The sequence below is a fragment of the Bradyrhizobium sp. JHI2711 genome (assembly GCF_056156565.1).
Genome location: NZ_JBPZPT010000002.1, coordinates 1244412 through 1267817, shown reverse-complemented (window position 1 = coordinate 1267817; position 23406 = coordinate 1244412). Strand labels below are relative to the sequence as shown.

Here is a 23406-nt window from a genome sequence, read left to right as displayed (position 1 = left end):
CCGCCTTCTCGTAAAGCAACTCAAGCGGTGAGTTTGCCCCGCAAAAAGAATCTCACGCGCCGGAATATTCAGCACCGCCTTCGACGAGATCGCCGCCTGCGCGAGGCCCGTGCAGGCGTTCTTCTTGCTGACGGCCGTGGATAGGTATTGAATGCGTGACGGAGCGACGCGCAACGATCGCTCCCAATAAGAACAAACGACACATTCAATCCTGTCCAGGGAGATCAAAATGCCTGCAATGCATGTGCGATTGGGGGCCTTCTCGGCTGCCCTCGTGCTAGCCGCCACGCTGTCCACGACAGCGCTCGCGCAGAAGAAATACGACACCGGCGCATCCGACACGGAGATCAAGATCGGCAACATCATGCCCTATAGCGGTCCCGCGTCCGCCTACGGCGTGATCGGCAAGACCGAAGAGGCCTATTTCCGCAAGATCAACGCAGAAGGCGGCATTAACGGCCGCAAGATCAACTTCATCACCTATGACGACGCCTATTCCCCGCCGAAGACCGTGGAGCAGGCGCGCAAGCTGGTCGAGAGCGACGAGGTGCTGCTGATCTTCAACTCGCTCGGCACCCCGCCGAACTCGGCGATCCAGAAGTACATGAACCAGAAGAAGGTTCCGCAGCTGTTCGTCGCCACCGGCGCCACGAAGTGGAACGACCCGCAGACCTTCCCGTGGACGATGGGCTGGCAACCCAACTACCAGATCGAGTCGATCATCTACGCCAAGTACATCCTGAAGAACCATCCGAACGCCAAGATCGCCGTGCTCTACCAGAACGACGATTACGGCAAGGACTATCTGAAGGGGTTCAAGGACGGGCTCGGAGCCAAGGCCGCCTCGATGATCGTCATCGAGGACAGCTACGAAGTCTCCGAGCCGACCATCGACTCCCACATCGTCAAGATGAAGTCGACCAACGCCGACGTGTTCTTCAACATCACGACGCCGAAATTCGCGGCACAGGCGATCAAGAAGAACGCCGAGATCGGCTGGAAGCCGCTGCACTTCCTCAACAACGTCTCGGCCTCGATCGGCAGCGTAATCAAGCCGGCCGGATTCGAGAACGCGCAGGACATCATCTCGTCGCAATATTTCAAGGATCCGACCGACGCGCAGTGGAAAAACGACAAGGCGATGATCGCCTGGAACGAATTTCTGGATAAGTACTATCCGGAAGCGAACCGCGCCGATGCCTCGGTAATGTACGGCTACATCGTCGCCCAAGGCCTCGTTCACGTGCTCAAGGCCTGCGGTGACAATCTCACCCGCGAGAACATCATGAAGCAGGCCGCCAACATCAAGGACTTCGAGCCGGCGGGCCTGTTGCCGGGCATCAAGGTCAACACCTCGGCGACCGATTTCGCGCCGCTCTCGCAACTGCAGCTGATCCGGTTCAAGGGCGAGCATTGGGTGCCATTTGGCGAGGTGCTGAGCGGCGACGTCGGCGGCTGACCATTAACCACTTGCTCAAGATGTAGCCAAATCGACTAAAGACGCAGCCCCTGCGGCCATGCCGCAGGGGCTTTTCCTTGAAGCGTTCAGGCAAATCGTATTGAATTGCGGCCGCGTCGCGAAGAAAAACGAGACAAGAAAAGGGACGCACACACAAAGAAAAAACAGGGAGATTGGAATGCCTGCTGTCACCGGCAAGCTTGCGGCCGCATCATTGGCGCTCGCGCTCATCGCGGCCTCGGCCTCAACCGCAACGGCCCAGAAAAAATACGATACCGGTGCGACCGACACCGAGATCAAGATCGGCAACATCATGCCCTACAGCGGACCGGCCTCCGCCTACGGCATCATCGGTCGCACCGAAGCCGCCTATTTCAAGAAGATCAACGAAGAGGGCGGCATCAACGGCCGCAAGATCAATTTCGTCTCCTACGACGACGCCTACTCGCCGCCGAAGACGGTGGAGCAGGCACGCAAGCTGGTCGAGAGCGACGAGGTGCTGCTCGTCTTCAACTCGCTCGGCACGCCGCCGAACTCCGCGATCCAGAAATACATGAACTCGAAGAAGGTGCCGCAGCTGTTCGTCGCCACCGGCGCCACCAAGTGGAACGATCCGCAGAACTTCCCGTGGACCATGGGCTGGCAACCCAACTACCAGAGCGAGACGCAGATCTACGCGAAATACATCCTCAAGGCCATGCCGAACGCCAAGATCGGCGTGCTCTACCAGAACGACGATTACGGCAAGGATTACCTGAAGGGCCTGAAGGACGGCTTGGGGGCCAAGGCCGCGAGCATGATCGTGCTGGAGGAAAGCTACGAGACTTCGGAGCCGACCATCGACAACCACATCGTCAAGCTGAAAGCCACCGGCGCCGACGTCTTCATCAACATCACCACGCCGAAGTTCGCGGCGCAGGCGATCAAGAAGATCTCCGAGATCGGCTGGAAGCCGACCCACTTCCTCAACAACGTCTCGGCCTCGGTCGGCAGCGTGATCAAGCCCGCCGGCTTCGAGAATTCGCAGGACATCATCTCGGCCGCCTATCTGAAGGACGTCTCCGATCCGCAGTGGAAGGACGACGCCGGCATGAAGGCGTTCCTGGAGTTCATGACGAAGTACTTCCCCGAGGGCGACAAGCTCGACGGCGGCACCATCGTCGGCTACGGCGTCGCGCAGACGCTGGTTGAGGTGCTGAAGAAGTGCGGCGACAATCTCACGCGCGAGAACGTCATGAAGCAGGCGGCGAGCCTGAAGGACTTCCGCACCGAAGTGCTGCTGCCCGGCATCAAGATCAGTACCGGGCCGAACGACTTCGCGCCGATCAGCTCGCTGCAGCTGATGAAGTTCAAGGGCGACAAGTGGGACCTGTTCGGCGAGGTGATCAGCGCCGACGCCGGCGGCTAGAAACTGCAACGCGCGGACGACGAGCCCCCTGCGCTGATCGCGCAGGGGGCTTTTGCTTTGTGTGGCAATTGTGATCACGCGATTGCACAATCGAATGACGGCGAAGGCGCTTACGCTTTGGCACACGATGCGGTAGGCAGATGGCGGCGACCTCGTCGCCGCCAGTCCAGTCTGCGCAAGGCCATTGTCCATGACCGACCGACGTCCCCTGCTCCGCGCGCTCTACGACGCGGCCGTCGCCGCCGCCCATCCCGAAATGGTGCTGGCCCCTCACCTGCGACCTGCGCCCAGGGGGCGCGTGATCTGCCTCGCGGCCGGCAAGGGCGCCGGCGCGATGGCCGCAGCCGCGGAGCGGCATTATCTCGATGCGCTGGGATTGGCGCCGGAGCGCCTCGTCGGCATCGCCACCACGCGCCACGGCTACGGCGTGCCGACGCGCAGCATTCGCGTGGTCGAGGCCGGTCATCCCGTGCCTGACGAAGCCGGCCTGAAGGGCGCGGCCGACACGCTCGCACTCGCGGGCGAGGCCGGGCCGGACGATCTCCTGCTGGTGCTGCTCACCGGCGGCGGCTCGGCCAACTGGATCGCGCCGGTGGAGGGCATCAGCTTCGCGCAGAAGCAGGCGGTCAACAAGGCGCTGCTGCGCTCGGGCGCGCCGATCGGCGAGATGAACGTCGTGCGCAAGCACCTGTCGCGGATCAAGGGCGGCCGCCTCGCCCGCGCTGGCAGCAACGCCGCGGAGATCGTGACGCTCGCGATCTCCGACGTGCCGCATGACGATCCGTCCGCGATCGCCTCCGGCCCCACCGTGCCCGATCCGACCACGCTGGCGGATGCGCGCGCGATCGTGGCGAAATACAGGCTCGACATCGACGATGCGGTGCGGCGCGCGCTCGACGATCCCAACAACGAGAGCTGCAAGCCGGGCGACGCCGCCTTTGCGCACGCGTCGTTCGAGCTGATCGCGCGGCCCAAGCAGTCGCTGGACGCTGCGGTCAAGCTCGCGCGCGAGGCCGGCTACGAGACCATCGATCTCGGCGCCGATCTCGAAGGCGAGGCGCGCGAGGTCGCCGCCGATCACGCCAGGCTGGCGCTTCAGGCACGCAGCCAGGGCAAGCGCGTCGCGATTCTCTCCGGCGGCGAGCTCACGGTCACCGTGCGCGGCAACGGGCGCGGCGGGCCGAACCAGGAATACGCGCTGGCCCTGGCCTCGCTCTTGAAGGACACTTCCGGCATCGCGGCGCTGGCCGGCGACACCGACGGCGCCGATGGCGGCGCCGGCCACCCGACCGACCCCGCCGGCGCGCTGATCGATGCGGCGACGTTCGCGAAGATGAAGGCGCTGGGGCTCGAGCCGCAGGCCTATCTCGCCAACAACGACGCCACCACGTTTTTCGAGGCGACCGGCGACCTGCTACAGCCTGGACCGACGCTGACCAACGTGAACGACATCAGGGTGATTTTGGTGGATTGACGTTCGCTTACCCTCCCCTGGAGGGTAAGAGTCAAAACTCGTTGGCGATCTTCGCGAGCATCCCGATCAGGGCTTCGCGGTTGGCCTGGCCGAGCAAGTCGTTCAGCCGGGCCTCGTGCTTGGTGGCGACGAGCTTCTTGGCGCGCGCCAGCACGGCCTTGCCCTTGTCGGTCAAGACCAGGATGTGCGAGCGGCGGTCGTTGGTGGAGCGGATCCGCGCGCAGAGGTCGCGGCTCTCCAGATTGTCGAGCATGGCTACGAAGTTCGGCCTGAGGATGCCGAGCGTGGAGGCGATCTCGGTCTGGTTACGGCCGGGGTTCTTCTCGACCAGCAGCAGCACCGAGAACTGCGCCGGCGTCAGCTGGAGCGAGGCCATGCAGCGCAGAAAATTCTCGAACACCTTGAGCTGTGCACGTTTCAGGACATAGCCGAGCTGCTCGGAAAGCTCGCCGAGCTGGAGGGCCTCCGCCTGCGGCTCGCTCGCGTCCTTGCGGCCCTTGGCCACGTCGGCCGGCTTGTCGGAGGACTTTTCAGCGGTTTTGGAAACGGTCATCGCCTCGTGCTCGTAATCCCGCTAAATTCCGGGGCGGGTCGTTCCCACCCTTGAAGTTATATTTGATAATTGTTATGGACCATACCAAATATCGCCTGCGTTTTTCAATGGCTGTGAGCGGACCGTCCACCGCAATCGAGGGGACCGGTCCGGATTAGGGGGAGCGTCCGGTCTTGAATACCACCATCATGCTGTTCCTGGTGCAGGACGGCATCACCAATGGCGCGATCTATGCGCTGCTCGGCCTGGCGCTGGTGCTGGTGTTCGCCGTCACCCGCGTCATCCTCATTCCCCAGGGCGAATTCGTCACCTACGGCGCGCTGACCTATGCCTCGCTGGCCGCCGGCCAGATGCCGGGCACGGCAAAGCTGGCGCTGGCGCTCGGCATCGGCGCCTTCGTCTTCGACCTGTTCGTGGCGCGCAAGGCGCTGCACGGGCGGCTGGTCGTCCGCAGCTTCATCGCCAACGTCGTGCTGCCCGCGATCGTGCTGGCGCTGACCCTGTCGCTCGCCGCGCAGAAGCCGCCGGTCGCAGTCTGCATCGCGCTGTCGCTGGTGATCGTGGCGATGATCGGCCTCTATCTCTATCGCATCGCCTTCCAGCCGCTGGCGCACACCTCGGTGCTGGTGCTGCTGATCGCCTCGGTCGGCGTCCACCTCGCGCTGCAGGGACTTGGCCTGTTGTTCTTCGGCGCCGAAGGCCAGCGCGGGCCTGCCGTGCTGTCCGGCGCCTTCACCGCCGGCGCATTGCGCTTCACCGGCCAGAGCATCACCGTCTATGCCATCACCATCGCCTTCATCGTCGCGCTCTGGCTGTTCTTCGGCCTGACGCTCTACGGCAAGGCGCTGCGCGCGACCGCGGTCAACCGGCTCGGGGCGCGGCTTGCCGGCATCCGCACCACGCTGTCGGGCCAGATCGCCTTCCTGCTGGCTTCCGTGATCGGCGCACTCTCCGGCATCCTGATCGTGCCGATCACGACACTGTATTACGACTCCGGCTTCCTGATCGGGCTGAAGGGCTTCGTTGCCGCGATCATCGGCGGCCTCGTCAGCTATCCCCTCACCGCCGTCGCGGCGCTGGTGGTCGGCATCGTCGAGGCGTTCTCGTCCTTCTATGCCTCCAACTACAAGGAGGTGATCGTCTTCATGCTGCTGATCCCCGTGCTGCTGCTGCGCTCGCTCGCCGCACCCGCGGTCGAGGAAGAGAAGGACTGAGCCCGATGCAGAGCCGGCTTCCCATCCTCGTCTTTGCGATTCTCATGGCGGCGATCCCGCTCATCCCGGGCGTGCCCCCGTTCTGGATCGTGCTGCTCGACAATATCGGCCTTGCCGCGCTGGTCGCGATGGGCCTCGTGCTGCTGACCGGCGTCGGCGGCCTCACCTCGTTCGGCCAGGCCGCCTTCGTCGGTTTCGGTGCCTACACCACCGCCGTGCTGACGACGGCCTATGGCCTGTCGCCCTGGCTGACGCTGCCGCTGTCGCTTCTGGTCAGCGGCTCGCTCGCGGTGCTGCTCGGGCTGATCACGGTGCGCCTCTCGGGGCATTATCTGCCGCTCGGCACGCTCGCCTGGGGGCTCGGGCTATTCTACCTGTTCAGCAAGCTGGAGTTTCTCGGACGCAACGACGGCATCTCGGCGATCCCGCCGCTGTCGATCGGTGCCTTCAAGATGCTCTCGCCCGGCTCGATCTATTACGCGATCTGGATCGCCGTGATCCTCTCGGCCCTGCTGACGATGAACCTCTTGGACTCCCGCACCGGCCGCGCCATCCGCGCGCTGCGCCGCGGCCATGTCGCGGCCGAGGCCTTCGGCGTCCACACGCCGCGTGCAAAGCTGCTGGTGTTCATCCATGCCGCGGTGCTCGCGGGCCTGTCCGGGTGGCTCTACGCCCATCTCCAGCGCGCCGTGAACCCGACGCCGTTCGGTGCGCATATGGGCATCGAATACCTTTTCATCGCAGTGGTCGGCGGCGCCGGCTATGTCTGGGGCGGCGTGCTGGGCGCCGCGATTGTCGTGATCCTGAAAGAGGTGCTGCAGAGCTATCTGCCGCTGATCCTGCCGGGCTCCGGCCAGGTCGAGACCATCGTGTTCGGCATCATGCTGGTGGCGCTGCTGCAGCTTGCGCCCGGCGGCCTCTGGCCCTGGCTGATGTCGTTCTTGCCCGAGCGCACCGACGGCAGGAAGCCGGACACCTCGTTGAAGCTGGAGCATCGCACCCGCGCGCCCGCCGAGACCGGCGTCCTGCTTCAGGTCGAGAAGGCGCGAAAGCAGTTTGGCGGCGTGGTCGCGGTGAACAACGTGTCCTTCGACGTGCAGGCCCGCGAGATCGTCGCGCTGATCGGCCCGAACGGTGCCGGCAAGAGCACGACCTTCAACCTGATTACCGGCGTGCTGTCGGCGACCTCGGGCTCGATCTCGGTGCTCGGCAGGAAGGTCGACAACGCGCCGCCGCAGGAGATCGTCAAGCTCGGTATCAGCAGGACCTTCCAGCACGTCAAGCTCGTCCCCGACATGACCGTGCTGGAGAACGTCGCGATCGGCGCACATTTGCGCGGCCATTCCGGCCCAATCTCCTCGATGCTGCGGCTCGACCGCGCTGACGAGGCCAAGCTGCTCGCCGAGGCCGCCCGCCAGATCGAGCGCGTCGGCCTCGCCGAGCAGATGCACCAGCTGGCAGGCTCGCTCTCGCTCGGCCAGCAGCGCATCGTCGAGATCGCCCGTGCGCTCTGCGTCGATCCGATGCTGCTGCTGCTCGACGAGCCGGCAGCCGGACTGCGCCACATGGAAAAGCAGCGGCTGGCAACACTGCTCCGCGAGCTGCGCGACGGCGGGATGTCCGTCCTTTTGGTCGAGCACGACATGGGCTTCGTGATGAACCTTGCCGACCGCATCGTGGTGCTCGATTTCGGCACCAAGATCGCGGAGGGCACGCCGGCGACGATCAAGACCAATCCCGAAGTGATCAAGGCCTATCTCGGAGTGGCGGCATGAGCACGCTGTTGTCCGTCACCGACGCGCATGTCGCCTATGGCAAGGTCGAGGCGGTGCGTTCGGTCTCGCTCGAGGTGGGCGCCAACGAGATCGTCACCATTGTCGGCGCCAACGGCGCCGGCAAGACCACGCTGCTCTCGGCCATCATGGGCATCCTGCCGCTGAAGGGCCGCGTCGCCTTTGCCGGGCAGGATCTCGCCCGGCTCGACATCGAGGACCGTGTCGCGATGGGGCTCGGTCTCGTTCCCGAGCACCGCGAATTGTTCGTGACCATGAACGTCGAGGACAATCTCGAGCTGGGCGCGTTCCGGATCGAGCGCAGCAAGGCCAAAGCCTCGATGGAGCGGGTCTATGCGCTGTTTCCGCGGCTGAAGGAGCGGCGCAAGCAGCTCGCCGGCACGCTCTCCGGCGGCGAGCAGCAGATGCTCGCGATGGGCCGCGCGCTGATGGGCGAGCCGAAGCTCTTGATGCTGGACGAGCCGAGCCTGGGCCTGGCCCCGATCATCGTCGCCGACATTTTCCGCATCGTCACCGAGCTCCGCGCCGCCGGCGTCTCCGTGCTGCTGGTCGAGCAGAACGCGCAGGCCGCGCTGAAGATCGCGGACCACGCCTACGTCATGGAGCTCGGCGAGTTCGTGCTCAGCGGCAAGGCCAGCGACATCGCCGCCAACGAACGGGTGGCCGCGAGCTATCTCGGCTTCCAGCACGAAGGCGAGAGTGCGATTTAGCGATTCAGCGCTCTTCTTCCCTTCTCCCCTTGTGGGAGAAGGTGGCGCGAAGCGCCGGATGAGGGGTTCTCTCCGCGCGTGAGACCGTCCGAGAGGATAGAACCCCTCACCCGGCTTCGATGCTTCGCTTCGCATCGAATCCACCCTCTCCCACAAGGGGAGAGGGTGCACCGCGCAGCCTGCTTCAGCTTTCGTTAGAGGCTAAGCTCGCCGCCTACCCCTTCAGCGCCGCAACCTCCGCTTCCAGCTCTGCGATCCGCTGATCCCTCGCGGCGAGCGCGGCCGCGACATCGGCTGCATCAAACTTCTGCGGGATGTGCTGCGGGCAGTTGGTGTCCCAGGCCGCGATCTTGAACAGGATCACCTGCTCGGGCCGGGCGCGGTAGCCTTTCGGCATCAGCGACGTGGTCAGGGCTTCGTCGTCCTCGACCACGCGCGCCTCGCCCCAGATCTTCACCCGGCGGCGGTGGGCGTAGTCCATCACGAAGATGTAGGCCTTGGGATTCTCCGAGAGATTTCCTTGCGTGATGAACTGCTGGTTGCCGGCGTAGTCGGCGAAGGCGAGCGTCTGCTTGTCCAGCACCTTGAGAAAGCCCTTCGGGCCGCCGCGGTGCTGGATGTAGGGCTGGCCGTCGGCTGAAGCCGTGGCGAAATAGAAGCTGTTGGCGTCGGCCAGGAACGCGGCGAGATTGTCGTCGACCTCGGTGCGCCAGCCGCGCTGCTCGCTGCGCGCATAGGCCTCGCGCGAGCCCTTGCGCGCCTGGATCGTCTTCACCGCCGGCGAAAAGGCCACGTCGCTGGCATAGGTGTGAACTGCCGTCATCGGAACGTCTCCTGAAATTCCGGCGCATTGCTGCGTCTTCCGCGCCTAATCTGGACCTTTCGGCGTCTAAAACAATTGAGCAGCTTGACACTTCATCATTGCGATTTATGCAATAGTGTCCATGGACCGCCTGGAAGCCATGCACGTCTTCGTCACGGTCGCCGACCTGCGCGGCTTCGCGCCGGCCGCGCGCAAACTGCGGCTGTCGCCGTCGGCGGTGACGCGGATGATCGCGGCGCTGGAGGAGCATCTCGGCGCGCGCCTGCTGCAGCGGACCACGCGGCAGGTGGCGCTGACCGACGTCGGCACGCGCTACCTGGAGCGCGCGCGGCGCATCCTCGCCGACGTCGAGGAGGCCGACGGCTCGGCGCGGGAGGAGCGCAACCAGCCGAGCGGGCGTCTCGTCGTGTCCGCGCCGGTCGGCTTCGGCCGGCTGCATGTCGGGCCTCTCATGACCGCCTATCTCAAGCGCTATCCCGAGGTCGCCGCCGAACTCAGGCTGTCCGACCATCTCGTCAACCTCGTCGAGGACGCCGTCGATGCCGCGGTGCGGATCGGCCATCTCGCCGATTCCTCGCTTGTGGCGCGCCAGGTCGGCGAGATGCGGCGGGTCGTGGTGGCCGCGCCCGGTTATCTCAAGCGCAACGGCGAGCCGAAGACGCCGGAAGCGCTCGCCACGCACCAGACCATCCAGTTCGGCCCCTGGTCCGAATGGCGTTTCCTGCGCGACGGCCGCGATATCGGGCTGCCGCTGTCGCCTCGCTTCATCAGCAACAGCGCCGACGCCGCCCTGCAATATGCCGAGGCCGGCGGCGGCGTGACGCGGGTGCTGGCCTATCAGGCCGCCGAGGGCCTGAAGCGCGGACGCCTGAAGATCGTGCTGGCGCAATACGAGCAGCCGGCGTTGCCGATCCACATCGTCTACCCGACCTCGCGCCTGCTCTCGGCCAAGGTGCGCGCGTTCGTCGACCTCGTGGTGGAGACCGCGGAGTGGAGGTTTGGGTGATCATTGTCATTCCGGGGCTCGCGAAGCCAGAACCCGGAATCTCGAGGTTCCGGGTTCGGTGCTTCGCACCGCCCCGGAACGACACTACCCCTTCTTCGGCACCACGCGGAACGTGCCGCTGGCCCGCGCGATCACGGCGTCGTCCGCCTTCACCAGGCATTGCGCGAAGCAGATCGTGTTCCCGGTCTTGATCGCCTCGCCCTCGACCGCCAGCCATTGGCCGATCTCGGCGGCGCCGACATAGTCGACCGACAGCGAGATGGTGACGAATGACGTGGTCCAGCCCGTCGCCTGGGCGCAGCTGTAGCCCATGGCGGCGTCAGCGAGCGCCGCGATCAGCCCGCCATGGATCAATCCGCGGGCGTTGGTGTGCGGCGTCGCCAGGCGCAGTCCGACAGTGACGCCCTTATCGGTCTTCTTCGAATAGAGCGGCTCCCAGGGATCGGTCAGCGGCGCTTTGCGGAAATGTGGCTCGTAGCCGGCGGGGATGTCGGTGGGGGTCATGGCGGTCTCGCTTCATTGCCTCGGCTGCATTGGAAGCGAATGACGCGAGGAATGCATCACCTACAAAGATTTAAACGGAATTTGTGCAGATGTTTGAAACGAGCCCCGCCATCGCCGCAACGGCCCGACGATTGCGACCTTTGTCCGCAATACATGCTGCTTCCGATCCTGTTAGGCTTTGGCCGCAGCCTGCTTGTGGCAAAGGCTCGCAGGCGATAATTATACCATATAACGTTTGCGCAAAGGGAGAGCGGTGGTCGCCCGAGCAGCGACAAATCCATGCAACATGACTGACGTAGATGGCGCGACACGGCGGGCCTCAGTTCCGGCTTGAACGCGCCGGCGAATTAGATAACATGTTAATTAACGAGACCGGGCCAACGAAGCCCGCCGTCGCAAAAGGGAGAGACGCGTGATGAGGAAAGCCTGTCTGGCCTTGCTGCTGGCAGCAAGCGTGAGCCCCGCGCTCGCGCAGGACAAGACATTTGACCTGAAGGTCTCGCACTGGGTGCCGGCATCGCATCCGCTGCAGAAATCGCTGGAAGACTGGGTGGCTGCGGTGAACAAGGATTCCGGCGGCACCATTACCGGCAAGGTGTTTCCGGCCCAGCAGCTCGGCAAGGCCTTCGACCATTACGACATGGCGCGCGACGGCATCGCCGACGTCACCTATGTCAATCCCGGCTACCAGCCCGGCCGCTTCCCGATCATCGGCGCCGGGGAATTGCCGTTCCTGATCTCGGATGCCAAGGGCGGCTCGATGGGGCTCGACGCGTGGTATCGCAAATTTGCCGAGAAGGAGATGAAGGACGTCAAATACTGCCTCGCCTTCGTCCACTCGCCCTCCTCGTTCCATTCCCGCACCAAGAAGATCGTCAACCCCGAGGACGTGAAGGGCATGAAGATCCGCCCGGCGCACGCTACCATGGCGAACTTCGTCACCTCGCTTGGCGGCACCAATGTGCAGTCCTCGGCGCCGGAAGTGCGCGACATCATCGAGCGCGGCGTCGCCGACGGCGTCACCTTCCCCTGGGGCTCACTGGTGCTGTTCGGCATCGACAAGGTGACCAAATACGACATGGAGGCGCCGCTCTACACCACGACCTTCGTGTTCGTGATCAACAAGGACAAGTACAATGCGATGTCCGACAAGCAGAAGGCCGCGATCGACAAGAACTGCACGGTCGAGATGGCAGGCGCGGTCGGCGAGCATTGGGGCAAGTTCGAGGACGCCGGCATCGCCAAGGTGAAGGCGGAATCCAGCCATGAGGTCTACAAGCTGACGCCCGAGCAGATCGCCGCCTGGAAGAAGGCCGCCGAGCCGCTGGTCAAGACCTGGGGCGACGGCGCCAAGAAGGCCGGCGCCGAACCGGATGCGGCGCTCGCGGAGCTCAAAGCCTCGCTGAAGAAGTACAACGCGCTGGCGGAGTGACGTGGTGGCGAGCTCTCTCTCCCCCTCTCCCCGTCCTTACGGGGAGAGGGTCGGGGTGAGGGGCTGCTTCTGCAAAGATGATGACAGACGGACTCGCGGAGAGTCGCCCTCACCCGCATCGCATCTTCGATGCGCTGCGACCTCTCCCCGCACGCGGGGAGAGGCGAAGTGCGCGGCGACATCTGGCTTAAACGAATCACCTCACCCGGTAGGACCACCCCATGAAGCGCTCCTGGATGGATCGCGTGATCGACTCGATCGAATGGATCGCGGCCGGCTTCGTCGGCATCGTCGCGCTCGACATCTTCCTGTCGGTGCTCTTGCGCAACACGCTGAACTATTCGATCCCCGACAGCTTCGACATCGGCCGAATGCTGCTCGGCATCCTCATTTTCTGGGGCATCGCGGCAACCTCCTATCGCGGCACCCACATCACCGTCGACCTGGTCTGGGGCAATGTCGGGCCGCGCCATCAGCGCTGGATCGACGTGTTCGCGACCCTGGTGCTGCTGTTCGTCGTCACCGTGCAGACCTGGACGCTGTTCGACAAGGTCCGGCTGACCTACAACGACAACGTTCAGACCTTCGACCTGCACATGCCGACATGGCCGTTCTTCCTCGTCGCGTGGATCGGTGACGTCTGCGCCGTGCTGCTGATCGCGATCCGCACGTACCGGCTGATCTTCCACCCCGAAGACATGCATGAACCCAAGATCAAGGTGACGGAGTAACCATGAGTACCGACGCCGTCGCCGTCATCGGCTTCGTCGCCCTGTTCGCCCTGATGCTGCTGCGCGTGCCGGTCGGCATGGCCATGGGCCTCGTCGGCGTGTGCGGCTTCAGCTATCTCGTGGGCTCGACACCGGCCCTGAAGATGGTCGGTCAGGTCACCATGCGCACGGTGACCGACTACACCTTCGGCGTCATCCCGATGTTCCTGCTGATGGGCTCCTTCGTCAGCAATTCCGGCATGAGCCGCGAGCTATTCCGCGCCGCCAACGGTTTCGTCGGACATTTGCGCGGCGGACTCGGCATTGCCACCGTCGGCGCCTGCGGCGGCTTTGCCGCAATCTGCGGCTCCTCGGTCGCGACCGCCGCGACCTTCTCCGCCGTCGCCTATCCCGAGATGCGCCGCTTCGGCTATCCGCAATCCTTCGCCACCGGCGTGATCGCGGCCGGCGGCACCCTGGGCGCGATGCTGCCGCCCTCCACCGTGCTCGCCGTCTACGGCATCATCACCGAGCAGGACATCGGCAAGCTGTTCATCGCCGGCATCATCCCGGGCCTGCTCGCGATGACCATGTACATGATCACGATCTCCCTGATCGGCTATTTCCGCCCCGAGTTCCTGCCCAAGGGCAAGGTGACGCCGTGGCGCGAGCGCTTTGCCGGATTGAAGGAGATCTGGGCACCGGTGCTGCTGTTCATCTTCGTCATCGGCGGCCTCTACGGCCTGCCCTTCCTGCCGCGCTTCACGCCGACCGAGGCCGGCGGCGTCGGCGCGACCGGGGCCTTCATCATCGGCGTGCTGACCGGCCGGCTCGACCGCGAGAAGGTGCTGGCCTCGCTGCTGCAGGCGACGCGCACCGCGGCTGCGGTGTTCACCGTGCTGATCGGCGCGCTGATCTTCGGCTATTTCCTCACGGTGACGCAGACGCCGCAGAAGGTGACGGAATTCCTCACCGGGCTCGGCCTCGGCCCCTACGGCGTGCTGGCGCTGATCATGGTGATGTATCTCGTGCTCGGCTGCCTGATGGATGCCATGGCGATGATCATCCTGACCGTGCCGATCATCTTCCCGGTGATCATGCATCTGGGGTTCCATCCGATCTGGTTCGGCATCATCATCGTCGTGACCGTCGAGCTCGGCCTGATCACTCCGCCCGTGGGCATGAACGTCTTCGTCATAAAAAGCGTGGTGAAGGACGTCTCCTTCTCCACCATCTTCAAGGGCGTAAGCCCGTTCGTGGCAACGGACCTCGTGCGCCTCGTGATCCTGATCGCCTTCCCGCTGCTGGCAACCTGGCTGCCGACGCGGATGATGGCGCATTAGAGGTGACAAGATTGAATGCCGCACGGCGTGGCTGCTTCCCCTCTCCCCTTGTGGGAGAGGGTGGCTCGCCGCGATAGCGGCGAGACGGGTGAGGGATCTCTCTCCGCGAGCACGCTTGTGGAGATAGACCCCTCATCCGGCGCTTCGCGCCACCTTCTCCCACAAGGGGAGAAGGGAAGGCTCGTCGATAATTGGAGGCAGAGATGACCACCCCGACCCTCGAAACAAGATACGTTTTCACCATCACCGCGCGGATCGGCGACGTCGTGACCGCGGGCGAGACCGGGATCGGCGTCCGCCGCATCATTCCGATCATCGGCGGCGAGGTGACGGGCGCGGTCAGCGGAAAGGTGCTCCCCTTCGGCGCCGATTTCCAGACCATCCGGCCCAACGAGTTGATCGATCTCGAAGCGAAATACGCCTTCGAGACCGACGACGGTGCGACCGTCTACGTCGAGAACAAGGGTATGCGCTTCGGCCCGGTCGAGCTGTTGCACAAGCTCAAGCGCGGCGAGCCGGTCGATCCGAAGCTGATCTATTTCCGCACCGTGCCGAAGTTCGAGACCGGGCACGAGACGTACCGCTGGCTGATGGAGCACATCTTCGTGGCGTCAGCGGCGCGCCATGCGGATCGCGTCGTGATCGACGTGCATCAGGTGATGTGAGGGAGAGGCCGTAGGGCCCTCACCCGGATCGCGGCAGACGATGCTGCGCATCGCCGAAGCGACCCCGGTAGAGGCGAAGACGCCTACAACGTCTCTTGCTTATGCCCGCAGTTCTTGCAGGCGAACTTGACGCGGGTCTGGCCCTTCTCCGCCTGCACCCGGTTCGGCGCTCCGCACTTGCCGCAGACAGCCTCGATGCGGGTCGTGCCCTGCTTGACCACGATGGTCTTCTTTTCCATCGATTCGCGGATCAGGCGCTCGGCCTCCTCGCGCAGGGATTGTTTCGACAAAGCTCGTCTCCGCCTCTGGAAAGCGCGAGAGCCATATCGCACCTGCACGCGAAGCACAATGCACCCTGCCTGCCGCGCGCGCCCCTGTCGCCCCAGAGCGCGCGCTGCGACCGTTCGCCTTACGCCGCCTTGGAGACCTCCATCAGCAGCCGCTCGGCCTTGGCATCTTCGATGCGGTTCACGAGGCGGCTGCTCTCATGATTGTCGCGCACGGTCTTGGTCAGGGTGACGCAGGTCTGGATCATCATCACGATGCCCATGGTGAGATAACCCTTCATCCAGAGGTCGATCGGCAGGAAGAAGATGCCGATGGCGACGAGGAAGGCGGAAGCTGCGAAGGACGCGTAGGTGAAGCTCACCCAGGCGCCGCTGTGGGGCTGGCCATTCTGGTTCATGATGGTCTCCTGTCGATTGGAATGATGATTGCGTTCGGATTGGAACTTGAGATCAGCCCGCCGGCATGCGCCTGGACTTCAAGCGCGCCAGCACATCGTCGGCGGTCGTCTTGAGCCGCGGGCCGAAGCCCTGCTCGGCGAGTCGTTCGGCGGTGGCGAGCGGGCCGGTGGCCGCGTCGAGCTCGACCAGGGCATCGTCGGCCGCCTGAGCCTCCATCTGCCGCTCGCGCAGACGCCTCAGCGTCCCCTCCGCCTCCGGCAATGTCGATTCATAGGGGCGCGCGGCCTCGATGCCGCTGCGGCGAAGCGAGCGCACCGCTTCCGAGGCGCGGGCGATCCGGCGACCGCGATCGAGCTCGGTGATGCGGGCCTGCGCGTTGGCGACGTGGCGCTTCAGCCTGATGATCTCGGTCGCGAACAGCGCGCGCGCCGTCATGGCCGCATCGCGATCGGCCTCCAGCGCCGCAATGGCTTCGGCGGCCTCCTTGGCGAGGTCCTCGCGGCCGCCATCCAGCGCCGCAACGGCACGGGTCTCGAGATCGGCGATGCGCGCATTCGTTGCCTCGAGCTTGCGGCCTTCCTGCTGGTCCTGCGCGATCGCCAGCGCCAGCGTGCGCTTGCTGCGCTCGACGGCTGCGGCTGCATCGCGCATCTGCTGATCCAGGATCAGAAGGGCGGTGCGATCTTCCAGTCCCTCGCCCGCAGCGGCGACGCTGCCGCGGAAGAGGGTCACGACGGTCTTGAACATTGGTTGCTCCCTGTCTATGAGCGTTGCTCACAGATGGTAGCAGGAACCTTGAACATCGTTCAATATTATTTTGAGCGACGCTCAAGAATTTGGTTAAGAATGACTAAGGCCCTGGAACGGCGAGAGAAATTGCGTGCGGCCCTGATCCAGGCGGCCGAACAGATGATCGCCGAGCGGGGGCTGGCGGGTCTCAAGACCCGCGATTTGGCCCGCGAGATCGGCTGCGCCAATGGCGCGGTCTACAATCTCGTGGCTGATGTCGACGAACTGATCCTGCGGGTCGGCTCGCGCACGCTGCTCCGGCTCGACGAGACGCTGACTCTCGCAACAAATGCCGGCGAGCCATCGCCACGGGAATCCCTGGTCCGCATCGCCCTCGCCTATTGCGATTTCGCCGCCGAAAACCTCCAGCTCTGGCGCGCGCTGTTCGAGCACCGGATGGAGACGGGCAAGCTGGTGCCGGATTGGTCCGTGCACGACCAGATGCAGCTGTTCCGTCATATCTACCAGCCGCTGGCCGCACTGTTTCCTGGGCGCAGCCCGGAGGAACTCGGCATCACCGCACGCAGCCTGTTCTCGGCCGTGCATGGCATGGCGGCGCTCGGGCTGGAGCGGAAGCTGGTGGCCGTGCCGCTGCCGGCGCTGCGCAAGGAGATCACGGGCCTCGTGCGCGCGATGATCGACGGGCTGATCGCGCACGACGTGAAAGGAGCGGCGGCGGCTGACTAAAATTTCACCTGTCGCATCGCCAGTCGCGCGCTTAGCCTTCGAGCCGTCCCTTCACCTCTCGGAGCACCTCATGCCCCTCCTCATCCGCGGCGGCACCGTCGTCAATCACGATCATTCGCGCCGCGCGGACGTGCTGATCGACGGCGAGACCATCGTCGCGATCGGCGCAGCGCTCGATGCGCCGACAGGTAGCGAGGTCATCGATGCAGGCGGCGCCTACGTCATCCCGGGCGGGATCGATCCGCACACCCATCTCGAAATGCCGTTCATGGGCACCGTCACCGCCGACGACTTCGAATCCGGAACCAAGGCGGCGCTGAGCGGCGGCACCACGATGGTGGTGGATTTCTGCCTGCCCGATCCCGGCCAATCCATGCTCGCGGCATATCAGGAGTGGCGGCACAAATCCGAGAAGGCGGCCAGCGACTACGGCTTCCACATGGCGGTGACGTCATGGTCGAAGCAGATCCATGACGAGATGGAGATTGTGGTCAAAACCTACGGCATCAACACCTTCAAGCATTTCATGGCCTACAAGGGCGCGCTGATGGTGAACGACGACGAGCTCTACAATTCGTTCGCGCGCTGCGCCCATCTCGGCGCCATGCCGGTTGTCCATGCTGAGAACGGCGACGTCGTCGCCCTGATGCAGGACGCCCTGATCGCGCGCGGCGTCACGGGCCCGGAAGGCCACGCCTATTCACGGCCGCCGGAGGTCGAGGGCGAAGCCACCAACCGCGCCATCATGATCGCCGATATGACAGGCACGCCGGTCTATATCGTGCACACCAGCTGCCGCGAGGCGCATGAGGCCATCGCGCGGGCACGCGCCGCCGGCAACCGCGTCTATGGCGAGCCGCTGATCCAGCATCTGCTGCTGGATGAGCGTGAATATCAGAACAAGGACTGGGATCATGCCGCACAGCGCGTGATGTCGCCGCCGTTCCGCGACAAACAGCATCAGGACAGCCTCTGGGCCGGCCTGCAAGCCGGCTCGCTCCAGGTGGTTGCGACCGATCATTGCGCCTTCACCACCGAGCAGAAGCGGTTCGGGCGCGGCGATTTCAGGAAGATCCCGAACGGCACCGGCGGCCTCGAAGATCGCCTGGCGCTGCTCTGGACCGCGGGCGTCGCCACGGGGCGGCTGACCAAAGAGGAATTCGTCGCGGTGACCTCGGCGAACATCGCCCGCATCCTCAACATCTATCCGCGCAAGGGCGCGGTCGCCGTCGGCTCGGATGCCGATATCGTGGTGTGGGATCCCAAGGCGAGCAAGACCATCAGCGCCAAGCGGCAGATGAGCCGGATCGATTACAACGTGTTCGAGGGTTTTGCCTGCACCGGCGGTGCGGCCGCGACGCTGTCGCGCGGCCGTATCGTCTGGAAGGATGGCGACCTGCGCGCCGAGGCCGGCGATGGACAATACGTCGAACGTCCCGCCTTCTCGCCGGTGCATGTGGCAAATTCGACCTGGAAGGAACTGACGGCCCCGCGCGCCGTCGCGCGCAGTGCGGTGACGCCGTAAGCCATCGCGCTCCCTGGCAGAGGTCCGGGGCAACGACAGCCTCGATCCTGGAGAGACTTAGGAACGAACGGCTGGAGGCCTCGTTGTCGCGTAGTTTCTCTCCAGCACGCGAGTCTCCCCATGTATCACCACGTCAAGAAGCTGATGTTCACCGTGCGCGTCGACGAACCCGATCCGCGCTTCGGCAATATGCTCCTCGAGCAGTTCGGCGGCGCCAACGGCGAACTTGCGGCTGCGATGCAATATTCGATTCAGGGACTGAATTGCGAGGATCCCGACCGCAAGGACCTCTTGATGGATATCGGCACCGAAGAGCTCAGCCATCTCGAGGTCGTCGGTTGCCTCGCCCGGATGCATCTTGCGCCCTCGCGGAATGACCGCCAGGCGGCGGAGGCCGATCCTCTGATAGCGATTGCCGGCGGAGGCGGCGTCAATCTGTTCAACTCGCAAGGCAATCCCTGGACCGCCGATTATCTCAAGATCACGGGCGAGCTCGACGTCGATCTCCGCAGCAACATCGCCGCCGAAGCGCGTGCCAAGATCGTCTACGAGCGCCTGATCAATTTTTGCGACGATGCCGGCAGCAAGGACGCGCTGCAATTCCTGATGACACGCGAGATCACGCATATGAAGGCGTTCGCGCGCGCACTCGAGAGCCTGTCGAAGCCGGCCTTCAGCATCGGCCGGATTGCCCCGACGCCCGGCCTCGTGAACCAGTACTTCAACGATTCCACCGGCAGCGGCGACCACGGCGAAATCGACACCCGCGGCCCGTGGAACGAGGGCGAGGACTGGGTGTTCACGGAATCGCCTGCGCTGCAATCCGCCGATCCCGGCGCTGCCACCCCGATCGTCACGGAGAGCTCGCCGCCTGTCGACGAGGCCGGCCTGACCGATCTGCTGCTCCATGAGCTGCGTGACATCCTCCATGCCGAGAAGCAGCTGACCAAGGCGCTCCCGAAGATGGCGCAGTCCGCCCGCTTCGACCAGTTGCGGGAACTGTTCGAGCAGCATCTGGCCGAGACCGAAAATCAGGTCGAGCGCATCAACGAGTGCTTCGAGCTGCTCGGCGAGAACGCGCGCGCCAAGCCTTGCAAGGGCATGATGGGCCTGATCGAGGAAGGCCAGGAGGTCATGAAGGAAAGCCAAGAGAAGGAGGATGCAGCCGCCGACCTCGCGCTGATCTCTGCGGCGCAACGCGTCGAGCATTACGAGATGTCCGGCTACACCACCGCGCGCAACCTCGCGCAGCAGCTGCGCCACAGCGCGATCGTCGCCCTGCTCTCCAAATCCCTTGCGGAAGAAGAGAATGCCGATCTCCTGCTCAACCAGGTCGCGCGATCGCTGATGTCGGTGGCGAAGATGCCCGCCGCGCTGGAGCAGGCCGAGTAGTCCGCGCCGACGCGCAACACCTATCGATCCAAGCCGCCTCGCCTTGTCGCGGGGCGGCTTGGGGCTTCCTGGCTCTGGCATACAGCTTGCCTCTCGATGCCGGACAATTCCGGAACGGGAGGCACTCTTGAGCATTTCACCCCTCGATTTGAACCGCCGGAGCGTCATGCTCGGCGGCCTCGGTGTCGCCGGTACGGCAGCTTTTGCGCCGCGTCTTGCCTGGGCGCAGGGACGCAGCGAGACGTTGCTGGTGGTGCAGGAGCTGGGGCCGAATTCGCTGGACATGCAGGGCGTCGGCTCCAACCAGACCGTGAACGGCCTGTCCTGGAATTGCTACGACCGCCTGCTCACCTACGCCTCCAAGACACTGCCGGACGGCACGTTGTCGTATGACCGCGAGAAGCTCGCGCCCGAGCTCGCCGAGAGCTGGGAGGTCGCCGCCGACGGCATGTCCTGCACCTTCAAGCTTCGCAAGGATGCCAGATTCCACGACGGCACGCCTGTGACCGCCAAGGACGTCAAATGGTCGTTCGACCGCGCCGTGAAGGTCGGCGGCTTTCCGACCTTCCAGATGTCGGCGGGATCGCTGGAGAAGCCGGAGCAGTTCGTGGTGGTCGACGACCACACTTTCCGTATCGACTATGTCCGCAATGACAAGATGCTGCTGTTCAACGTGGCCGTCGTCGTGCCCTTCATCATCAATTCCGAGCTCGCCAGGAAGAACGCGACGCCGGAAGATCCGTGGGCGCTGGCCTGGCTGAAGAACAACGAGGCCGGCGGCGGCGCCTACAAGATCGAGAGCTGGAAGCCGGGCAGCGAGACCGTGCTGACGCGCTTCGACGACTGGAAGAGCGGGCCGCTGCCGAAGGTCAAGCGCGTGATTGCCCGCGACGTTCCCTCCGCCGGCACGCGCCGTGCCATGCTGGAGCGGGGCGATGCGGATATTTCCAGCGGCTTTGCCCCGCGCGATTTCGAGCAGATCATCAAGGAGGGCAAGGTCAAGGTCTCGGGCGTGCCGATCCCGAACGCGCTGTGGTACGTCGCGCTGAACACCGCCAAGCCGCCGTTCGACAATGTCAAGCTGCGCCAGGCCATCGCCTGGGCCATGCCGTACGAGCAGATTCAGACCAGCGCCTTCTTCGGCCGCGCCGTTCCCATGTATGGCGGCACCGCCGAAGTCTCAAAGCCGGTGTGGCCGCAACCGTTTCCTTACGTCACCGATCTCGACAAGGCCAGGGCTCTGCTGAAGGAAGCGGGTTTCGAATCCGGCCTGGAGACGATGCTGTCGCTGGACGCCGGCACCGCCACCGTCGGCGAGCCGACCGCGATCCTGATCCAGGAGAATCTCGCCAAGATCGGCATCAAGGCGGCAATCGAAAAGATTCCCGGCGCGAACTGGCGCACGACGCTGAACAAGAAGGAGCTGCCGCTCGCGCTCAACCGCTTCAGCGGCTGGCTCGATTATCCCGAATATTACTTCTACTGGAATTTCCACGGCAACAACTCGATCTTCAACATCTCCTCATACAAGAACAAGGAGATGGACGCCCTGATCGACAAGGCGCGCTTCACCACCGATGCCGCCGAATACGACAGGACGGTGAAGGATTTCATCGCGCTCTGTATGCGCGACGTCCCCGTGGTTCCGCTCAACCAGCCGATCCACGACGTTGCCATGCAAAAGGGCATCTCCGGCTACGAATTCTGGTTTCACCGTGAACCGGACTACCGCCAGTTCGCGAAGGGCTAGTTCTGCCGGGCGACGCTGATGGCGCGTGAGGCAGCTCGTGCCTGCATGGTCGAAAAGCCGCGCTCCAGGCGCGCGGTGCTCGCATGCAGCATCGCCGCGTCGAGCCTGCCCTGTCGCGATCCTTCCAGGGCGCAGGCAAAGACACGGTAGAACTGCGCGCCGTCGTAGGCGACCAGCAGCAGATCGACGCCGGCATTGATCGCCTCGACCACGGCCTTGCAGACGTCGTTCTGGTAGATCGCGCCCATGATGAGATCGTCGGTCATCACCACGCCCTGGTAACCCCACGTCCCACGAATGATCCCCTCGACGACGCGCTTCGAATGCGAGGCGGCGCGATCGGGATCGACGGCTGTGAGCGTGACGTGGCCGACCATGAGGGCGCTGCGCGAATGCGACAGCACCTCGCGGAACGGGAGCCAGTCGGTTGCTTCCAGCTCCTTCACCGGCGTGTCAAGATTGGCGCTGAAATGATGCGTGTCGGCGCGCACGCGGCCAATGCCGGGAAAATGCTTGAGCGTGGCGCCGACGCCCGTCTCTTCCAGCCCGCGCACATAGGCGCTCGCGATGGTGCTGACGACGGCGGGATCGCTCGCAATCGCGCGCTGGCCGATCAGCGTGTGAAAATCGAGGCGGTTGCGCCGCGCCGGCGGCTTGAGGTCGAGCACCGGCGCAAGATTGAGGTTGACGCCGACGTGGGCGAGCTCGCGGCCGTGGATGCGGCCGAACTCCTCGGCCTTGGCCTGCTGCTCATCGGAAGCCAGTCCCGTGAGCGTCGCCAGCGCCGGCACTTTCGTCAGCGGCGGCGCAAGATGTCCGACGATGCCGCCCTCCTGATCGGCGGCGACGATCAGCGGCGGCAGGCCGGCTGCGCGCCTGAGATCCTGCAGCGCCGCGATCTCGGCCCACAGCGTCTCGATGGCACGGCCGCGGATGTTGTGCCGGGTGACATAGACGCCGCCGATCAGGCCCTGCCTGGCGAGACGCGCGACCTCGGGAAAGGAGGAATAGCCGACCATGAAGTGCGGCCCGAGCTGCCGCGCTTGGGCGGCGCCGGCGCCGAGAACGTCATGCTTGCGCAGCTCGAACTTCAGATGCGCGGCGGAAATCAAGACAGGCGGCACGCACCAGAGCACGACGAGCGCCTTGCCGGCGAAGGTGCGCCAGTGACCTCCGCGCAGCAGAAGAGCGACGATTGCGATGCTTGCGACGACAAGGGAGATGTTTCCGGCGCCGCGCAGCACGAGCAGATAGGGATCGTTCTTGTTCGCAGCCGCAAATGCAGCGATCGGGGCGGCCAGCCAGAGCAGGACGAGACAAATACGGCGGAGGAATTGCATGATGCACCACGTGCGATGGGCGATGAACGCTTCGCACCTAACAAGGCGAATCGCGCCGCGCGAGAGGCAAAAGCGCGCCTGCACGAAAACTGCAAAAGACTCCTGAAACCGTGCAGACGATGGCCGCGGCTTCTGCGCAAGCA

At 64.6% G+C, this 23406-nt stretch carries 22 protein-coding genes; 15 read left to right on the top strand and 7 right to left on the bottom strand.

Annotation, left to right across the window (positions count from 1 at the left end):
* Window positions 1–229: 229 nt before the first annotated feature.
* From ACTEK7_RS18480 to ACTEK7_RS18470, 3 genes are all read left to right on the top strand, one after another.
* Window positions 230–1459 carry an ABC transporter substrate-binding protein gene (locus tag ACTEK7_RS18480; RefSeq protein WP_035997935.1) on the top strand — a complete coding sequence of 410 codons (1230 nt, stop codon included), beginning with the start codon at window positions 230–232 and terminating at the stop codon, window positions 1457–1459.
* Window positions 1460–1637: 178 nt separating this feature from the next.
* Complete coding sequence (locus ACTEK7_RS18475; protein WP_035997932.1) at window positions 1638–2867, top strand: ABC transporter substrate-binding protein; 1230 nt, start codon at window positions 1638–1640, stop codon at window positions 2865–2867.
* A gap of 190 nt (window positions 2868–3057) precedes the next feature.
* On the top strand, window positions 3058–4341 hold the full coding sequence (locus tag ACTEK7_RS18470; RefSeq protein WP_225146376.1) for a glycerate kinase type-2 family protein: 1284 nt from the start codon (window positions 3058–3060) through the stop codon (window positions 4339–4341).
* A 31-nt stretch (window positions 4342–4372) separates the two neighbouring features.
* Here ACTEK7_RS18470 and ACTEK7_RS18465 read toward each other — a convergent pair whose 3' ends face one another.
* Window positions 4373–4894 carry a MarR family winged helix-turn-helix transcriptional regulator gene (locus ACTEK7_RS18465; RefSeq protein ID WP_036021509.1) on the bottom strand — a complete coding sequence of 174 codons (522 nt, stop codon included), beginning with the start codon at window positions 4892–4894 and terminating at the stop codon, window positions 4373–4375.
* Between the two features lie 173 nt (window positions 4895–5067).
* Between ACTEK7_RS18465 and ACTEK7_RS18460 the strand changes: the two genes are divergently transcribed.
* The 3 genes from ACTEK7_RS18460 to ACTEK7_RS18450 are packed head-to-tail and all read left to right on the top strand — an operon-like array spanning window position 5068 to window position 8611.
* A complete protein-coding gene (locus ACTEK7_RS18460) occupies window positions 5068–6108 on the top strand; it encodes a branched-chain amino acid ABC transporter permease (RefSeq protein ID WP_035997923.1) in 1041 nt (346 codons plus the stop codon).
* A 5-nt stretch (window positions 6109–6113) separates the two neighbouring features.
* Entirely contained in the window at window positions 6114–7883 is a 1770-nt protein-coding gene (locus ACTEK7_RS18455; RefSeq protein ID WP_225146375.1) for a branched-chain amino acid ABC transporter ATP-binding protein/permease, read from the top strand.
* A complete protein-coding gene (locus ACTEK7_RS18450; RefSeq protein WP_225111652.1) occupies window positions 7880–8611 on the top strand; it encodes an ABC transporter ATP-binding protein in 732 nt (243 codons plus the stop codon). The genes ACTEK7_RS18455 and ACTEK7_RS18450 overlap by 4 nt, the downstream gene beginning before the upstream one ends.
* Window positions 8612–8825: 214 nt before the next feature.
* Here the strand turns inward: ACTEK7_RS18450 and ACTEK7_RS18445 are convergent, their stop codons facing one another.
* The gene (locus ACTEK7_RS18445; RefSeq protein WP_225126449.1) at window positions 8826–9434 is read right to left on the bottom strand and encodes a pyridoxamine 5'-phosphate oxidase family protein; all 609 of its coding nucleotides are present in this window, start codon (window positions 9432–9434) and stop codon (window positions 8826–8828) included.
* A 121-nt stretch (window positions 9435–9555) separates the two neighbouring features.
* Here ACTEK7_RS18445 and ACTEK7_RS18440 point away from each other — a divergent pair, with 121 nt between their 5' ends.
* Window positions 9556–10440: a LysR family transcriptional regulator gene (locus ACTEK7_RS18440; protein ID WP_225146374.1), complete on the top strand. Its 885-nt coding sequence runs from the start codon at window positions 9556–9558 to the stop codon at window positions 10438–10440.
* An 84-nt stretch (window positions 10441–10524) separates the two neighbouring features.
* On the opposite strand, the gene ACTEK7_RS18435 is transcribed toward ACTEK7_RS18440, so the two are convergent.
* On the bottom strand, window positions 10525–10944 hold the full coding sequence (locus tag ACTEK7_RS18435; protein ID WP_225146373.1) for a PaaI family thioesterase: 420 nt from the start codon (window positions 10942–10944) through the stop codon (window positions 10525–10527).
* A 415-nt stretch (window positions 10945–11359) separates the two neighbouring features.
* Between ACTEK7_RS18435 and ACTEK7_RS18430 the strand changes: the two genes are divergently transcribed.
* From ACTEK7_RS18430 to ACTEK7_RS18415, 4 genes are all read left to right on the top strand, one after another.
* Entirely contained in the window at window positions 11360–12376 is a 1017-nt protein-coding gene (locus ACTEK7_RS18430) for a TRAP transporter substrate-binding protein (protein WP_225146372.1), read from the top strand.
* Between the two features lie 221 nt (window positions 12377–12597).
* Complete coding sequence (locus tag ACTEK7_RS18425) at window positions 12598–13107, top strand: TRAP transporter small permease (protein WP_035997911.1); 510 nt, start codon at window positions 12598–12600, stop codon at window positions 13105–13107.
* Window positions 13108–13109: 2 nt separating this feature from the next.
* Window positions 13110–14429, top strand: coding sequence for a TRAP transporter large permease (locus ACTEK7_RS18420; protein WP_225146371.1), 1320 nt, complete (start codon window positions 13110–13112; stop codon window positions 14427–14429).
* A 203-nt stretch (window positions 14430–14632) separates the two neighbouring features.
* Complete coding sequence (locus ACTEK7_RS18415; protein ID WP_035997901.1) at window positions 14633–15094, top strand: DUF3237 domain-containing protein; 462 nt, start codon at window positions 14633–14635, stop codon at window positions 15092–15094.
* Between the two features lie 83 nt (window positions 15095–15177).
* On the opposite strand, the gene ACTEK7_RS18410 is transcribed toward ACTEK7_RS18415, so the two are convergent.
* The 3 genes from ACTEK7_RS18410 to ACTEK7_RS18400 form a co-directional block, all read right to left on the bottom strand.
* Window positions 15178–15384: a hypothetical protein gene (locus ACTEK7_RS18410; RefSeq protein WP_025033895.1), complete on the bottom strand. Its 207-nt coding sequence runs from the start codon at window positions 15382–15384 to the stop codon at window positions 15178–15180.
* Window positions 15385–15503: 119 nt separating this feature from the next.
* Complete coding sequence (locus tag ACTEK7_RS18405; RefSeq protein WP_035997898.1) at window positions 15504–15779, bottom strand: YiaA/YiaB family inner membrane protein; 276 nt, start codon at window positions 15777–15779, stop codon at window positions 15504–15506.
* Between the two features lie 52 nt (window positions 15780–15831).
* Window positions 15832–16527: a PspA/IM30 family protein gene (locus ACTEK7_RS18400; RefSeq protein ID WP_225146370.1), complete on the bottom strand. Its 696-nt coding sequence runs from the start codon at window positions 16525–16527 to the stop codon at window positions 15832–15834.
* A 99-nt stretch (window positions 16528–16626) separates the two neighbouring features.
* On the opposite strand from ACTEK7_RS18400, the gene ACTEK7_RS18395 reads away from it, so the two are divergent.
* The 4 genes from ACTEK7_RS18395 to ACTEK7_RS18380 all read left to right on the top strand — a co-directional run bounded on the left by ACTEK7_RS18395 (window position 16627) and on the right by ACTEK7_RS18380 (window position 21923).
* Window positions 16627–17256 (top strand): TetR/AcrR family transcriptional regulator, encoded by a 630-nt coding sequence (locus ACTEK7_RS18395; RefSeq protein WP_074447688.1) that lies wholly within the window; start codon window positions 16627–16629, stop codon window positions 17254–17256.
* Window positions 17257–17326: 70 nt separating this feature from the next.
* Entirely contained in the window at window positions 17327–18781 is a 1455-nt protein-coding gene (hydA, locus tag ACTEK7_RS18390) for a dihydropyrimidinase (protein WP_225146369.1), read from the top strand.
* A gap of 120 nt (window positions 18782–18901) precedes the next feature.
* Entirely contained in the window at window positions 18902–20173 is a 1272-nt protein-coding gene (locus ACTEK7_RS18385; RefSeq protein WP_225139339.1) for a DUF892 family protein, read from the top strand.
* A 127-nt stretch (window positions 20174–20300) separates the two neighbouring features.
* On the top strand, window positions 20301–21923 hold the full coding sequence (locus ACTEK7_RS18380) for an ABC transporter substrate-binding protein (RefSeq protein ID WP_225146368.1): 1623 nt from the start codon (window positions 20301–20303) through the stop codon (window positions 21921–21923).
* On the opposite strand, the gene ACTEK7_RS18375 is transcribed toward ACTEK7_RS18380, so the two are convergent.
* Window positions 21920–23263, bottom strand: coding sequence for a glycoside hydrolase family 3 N-terminal domain-containing protein (locus ACTEK7_RS18375; RefSeq protein ID WP_225146367.1), 1344 nt, complete (start codon window positions 23261–23263; stop codon window positions 21920–21922). The two genes, ACTEK7_RS18380 and ACTEK7_RS18375, sit on opposite strands and share 4 nt — an antisense overlap.
* Window positions 23264–23406: the final 143 nt, after the last annotated feature.